Here is a 4642-nt window from a genome sequence, read left to right as displayed (position 1 = left end):
CAGTAGCCGGTCCCGCGACGGTAAAACGAACCCTGTTACGGCAAGGTAAGTCGGTGACGCAAATGCGCGCTGAGCTGGTTCAGGATGGACAGGTGGTGGTTAGCGCGCTGGCTAGCTTTGGCGCTGCGCGGCCGTCGATCATTAAACAATCGGCGGTTAAACACGTGAATTTGGGGCAACCCGAAGACGGTCTGGTGATGCCGAATATCGAGGTAGTACCAGAGTTCGTTAAACATTTTGACATGTCTATCACGATTGGCGGTTTACCCTTTAGCGGTCATCGTTCACGTTCATTTGGTGGTTGGGTGCGCCTGAAACAGGCGCCGTTGGGATTAAACGAGGCTTATATCGCGGCGTTAGTCGATGCGTGGCCGCCAGCGTTGTTACCACATTTAGTGCAACCGGCACCGGCGTCGTCGCTAACTTGGACGTTAGAGTTTATTGAACCCTTACCGCAGGCCAGTGCCGCCGATTGGTGGCAGTATCAGGCGGACATTGAGTATGCTGCCGACGGCTACGGTTATTGTGCCGCCAGACTCTGTGATGCGGAAGGCAAATTGGTGGCCATTAGCCGACAAACCGTGACGGTGTTTGCCTAACTCACTGTAATGAAGGAAAGCCAGTATGGATACCCGCATGGATGCTCAGCAGCAACAGCAAGCGTTAGCCATTCGCCAGCACTTAATCGATACACAGGCTGGCATTGAGCGGTTTTTATTAACCCAACCACTGCTGGTGCCACTGCAACCCTCAGCCATTCATCCGTTACAAGCGGTGCCGCGTATCGTGATTCGACAAATGTTGTCGCTAAAAGCCTCGAACACCATTATTGCGCGTGCCGAGGCTAAAGCCGCAGAGCAGGGCGTGTCAGGTATTGCCGATTTATCCGAATTAGACCTGATCAGTTGTGGTTGTAGTCGCGCCAAAGCGGCTACTATTACACGCTTTGCCGAGAGCTATTATCGTTACCCCGATGACATCGATAATTGGCAACAGCTCGACTGTGAGACCCTGCTAAAAACCATCACCTCGCATAAAGGATTAGGCTTGTGGACTGCATCAATTGTGGCGATGTTTCATTTTGCCCACGAGGATTTATTCCCGTTAGGCGATAGTAGCCTGCGCAAAGCTGTCAGTCTGCTGGGTGAGCACGGTGTGATTTTAGTGCCAGAACGGGCGGCTCCTTACCGTACTTATCTAGCCAGTTATCTGTGGCAACTGTTGGATCAGGCGCGTATTTAACCGATAGCACCGGGCAGCGACATGAGCGGCCATTCGATAAAGACCGTTGCTTAGGTTTCATTCGAAAACTTTCTTTTTTATCCACCTGTCAGCTGACCGCTAACTTATTGAGTTTAATAAAATAATGTTGTTTTATTGTTGACGCCTGAGATGGTGTGTCCGCCGTATTTCGGCTTTCACGCATGTTTTTTAGGTAAGGATACAATAACAATGGTGAACTTTATTATTGCAGTCAGTAGTGAGTTAGTGGCGGCTGGCATGCAGCGTGTACTCAGTGATAGTGGTTATCAAGTACAGGCGGTGGTACAGGATGTCAGCGGCTTACGTTTTCGCGCCAAGCAGTTTGATGACGCGGTTGTGATACTCTGTAGTCGTTTTGTCGGTGATGCGACGCTGGAAACCTGGCGCCGTATTCAACGTCGCCATCCGGAACTTCAATTAATGCTATGGAGTCGCTCGTTACAAGATGTGCTGGATTTTCAAACTAGTGTCAATCCGATTGAGGGTTATTTGTTGGATAACGGCAGTACCGATGATCTATTACAGGCCTGCGCAGCGTTAGATCGTGGTAAGATGTTCGTCGCGGCCGATGTGGCTGCTTATTTTGCTCGCCGTCCTCATGCTGAGGGTAAGGGCCGGATGTTGGATAAACTTAGCGAACGGGAGTTGCAGGTCACGCTGATGTTGGCTCGTGGTATGCGCGTGGCGCAAATTGCGCAGCATTTAAGCATTAGTGGTAAAACCGTCAACACTTTCCGTTATCGCATTTTTTCTAAGTTGGGCGTGGCCGGTGATGTGGCGTTGTCGCATCTGGCTATTCGCGCCGGCTTGGTGGATATCGAAAAACTAGCGGAAGTATGACAGCTCAATTTGACCCACAAACCTTTCTTCGTCACCTGACCAATCAGCCAGGCGTTTACCGCATGTATGATGAGGCGGGTGACGTGATCTATGTCGGTAAAGCGAAGCAGTTAAAAAAACGAGTCGCGAGTTATTTTCGCGCCAAAGTTGATCGCGCTAAAACACAAGCACTGGTTAAGCAAATTGCCGACATGGATGTTACGGTGACCAACACCGAAGCGGAAGCGTTGATCCTAGAAAATAGCTTTATCAAAAAGTATCGTCCGCGCTATAACGTATTGTTACGTGATGATAAGTCTTATCCCTATATTTTAGTGACCGATCACCAACACCCTCGGTTAGCCTATCATCGCGGTGCGCGGCGCCAGAAGGGCGAGTATTTTGGACCGTTTCCGAATGGTGCCGCGGTGCGCGAAAGCCTACGTTTGATGCAAAAGCTTTTTCCGGTGCGACAATGCGAAGACGCCTACTACCGTAATCGCAGCCGTCCCTGTTTGCAGTATCAATTGCAGCGTTGTTTGGCGCCTTGCGTGAACTACTGTAGCGACGACGACTACGCCGAACAGGCAGGGCTCGCAACGGACTTTTTAAAAGGCAAAAACCAACAAGTTATCGATCGCTTAGTGGCACGGATGGAGCAAGCCAGCAGCGATTTAGCCTTTGAGCAAGCGGCACGCTATCGCGATCAAATCGCGGCGCTGCGCAAGGTGCAAGAGCGCAATGCGGTAAGCGGTAATCAGGCTGAGCTGGACGTGATCGGATTTGCCCGCGGTAACGGTTTAACCACGGTGCAGGTGCTATTTATTCGTGATAATCAAATTCAGGGCAGCCGTAGTTACTTTCCCAAAGTCCCGGCCGATACCGACGATAATGAAGTACTGAGTGCGTTTTTATTGCAGTTCTATTTGTCTGATACGGCTGGCCGTAAAGTGCCAAAAGAGATCATCTTGCCCGAAGCGGTGGCTTTGCTGGATGAGCTTGCCGCGTCGTTATCGGAAGCGCTGCAGCAAAAAGTCGTGATGAATAAAAATGTGCGCAGCGAGCGTCGACAGTATCAGCAATTAGCGCAAAAAAATGCGCTCAACGCCTTAGCCAGTCGACTCAATCAGCAGTCGACCATGCACCAGCGCACCAAGGCGTTAGAGCAAGTGCTGGATTTAGGTGTGCCGATTCAGCGCATGGAATGTTTTGATATATCCCATACCATGGGCCAACAAACCATGGCCAGTTGCGTGGTGTTTGACCAGCAAGGGCCAAAGAAAGCCGATTATCGGCGCTACAATATTGACGGCATTACTCCCGGCGATGATTACGCGGCTATGGCTCAAGCCTTGGCAAAGCGCTATGATGGCGCACGTAGCAATGGCAAAATTGTCGGCACGGTGCCGGATATTCTGTTTATTGACGGTGGTAAAGGGCAGTTATCGCAGGCAGAGCAATATTTTGCCGAGTGGGGGCGTGATGCGCCGTTACTGATTGGTGTGGCAAAAGGCGAATCGCGTAAACCGGGCTTGGAAACCTTAATTCTGGCCGGTAGTCACGAAACCATACCGTTGAAAAAAGACGCCGCGGCGTTACATTTGATTCAGCATATTCGGGACGAAAGTCACCGTTTTGCCATTACCGGACACCGTAACAAGCGACAAAAAGCGAAACGTACGTCGTCGCTCGAGCAAATTGAAGGTATCGGTGCTAAGCGCCGACAAAAGATCCTGCAGAATCTGGGTGGATTACAGGAAGTAAAAAAGGCTAGTATTGAACAACTCGCAAATATACCGGGTATCAGTAAAAAAATGGCGGAAACCATTTACTACGCCTTTCATGATGAATAACCGGTAGCAAGGAACACACAACATTATGTGGAATGTACCCAACGTATTAACTGCTTTCCGGATCTTACTGATCCCGGTGTTTTTATTGGTGTATTACTTACCCTTCGTAGACGCCAACTTTTGGGCGGCATTTATTTTTGCGTTAGCCTCGATTACCGATGCGTTAGATGGTTATATTGCTCGCAAATTTAACCAATTCACCCGTTTCGGTGCGTTTTTAGACCCAGTGGCCGATAAAGCTATGGTGGTGGTCGCGTTAGTGGTCGTGGTTGAAAACTACACCGCCTGGTGGATCACCATTCCAGCGCTGACCATGATTTGCCGTGAAGTCATCATTTCGGCCTTGCGTGAGTGGATGGCGCAAATCGGCAAGCACACGCAAGTGGCGGTCTCACATTTGGGTAAATTAAAAACGGTCGCGCAAATGGTCGCATTGACTGGTTTATTATGGGAAGCCAACACCACTATCGTGGTACTTGCGGTGATACTATTCTATGTCGCTTTTGTGCTGACGTTGTGGTCAATGTGGGATTATTTACGCGCTGCGTGGTCAGATTTGATTGCAGAATGACCGTTTTGTCGCAAAAATAGGCAAACAGTTCATTTTGATAAAAAAAGTCGTTGACTGTCGGGCTAAGCTAAGTAGAATGCTTCCCCACAACGACGCAGTTGTGAAGCGGGAATAGCTCAGTTGGTAGAGCACAACC

General features: G+C 49.8%; 5 protein-coding genes. All 5 read left to right on the top strand.

From position 1 onward, the window contains the following. Nucleotides 1-599 (top strand): acyl-CoA thioesterase (locus A10D4_RS13145; protein WP_008490094.1); only part of this gene is annotated, 599 nt, incomplete at its 5' end. Between the two features lie 25 nt (nucleotides 600-624). After that, entirely contained in the window at nucleotides 625-1242 is a 618-nt protein-coding gene (locus A10D4_RS13140) for a DNA-3-methyladenine glycosylase family protein (RefSeq protein ID WP_008490093.1), read from the top strand. Nucleotides 1243-1452: 210 nt separating this feature from the next. Continuing rightward, nucleotides 1453-2103, top strand: a complete 651-nt coding sequence (locus A10D4_RS13135) for a LuxR C-terminal-related transcriptional regulator (protein WP_008490092.1) — start codon at nucleotides 1453-1455, stop codon at nucleotides 2101-2103. Then, the gene (uvrC, locus tag A10D4_RS13130) at nucleotides 2100-3935 is read left to right on the top strand and encodes an excinuclease ABC subunit UvrC (RefSeq protein ID WP_008490091.1); all 1836 of its coding nucleotides are present in this window, start codon (nucleotides 2100-2102) and stop codon (nucleotides 3933-3935) included. The genes A10D4_RS13135 and uvrC overlap by 4 nt, the downstream gene beginning before the upstream one ends. A 22-nt stretch (nucleotides 3936-3957) precedes the next feature. Further along, the gene (pgsA, locus tag A10D4_RS13125; RefSeq protein ID WP_040503025.1) at nucleotides 3958-4506 is read left to right on the top strand and encodes a CDP-diacylglycerol--glycerol-3-phosphate 3-phosphatidyltransferase; all 549 of its coding nucleotides are present in this window, start codon (nucleotides 3958-3960) and stop codon (nucleotides 4504-4506) included. Nucleotides 4507-4642: the final 136 nt, after the last annotated feature.

The sequence above is a fragment of the Idiomarina xiamenensis 10-D-4 genome (assembly GCF_000299895.1).
In the GTDB taxonomy this organism is placed as follows: domain Bacteria; phylum Pseudomonadota; class Gammaproteobacteria; order Enterobacterales; family Alteromonadaceae; genus Idiomarina; species Idiomarina xiamenensis.
This window is presented reverse-complemented; position numbering and strand designations above follow the sequence as displayed.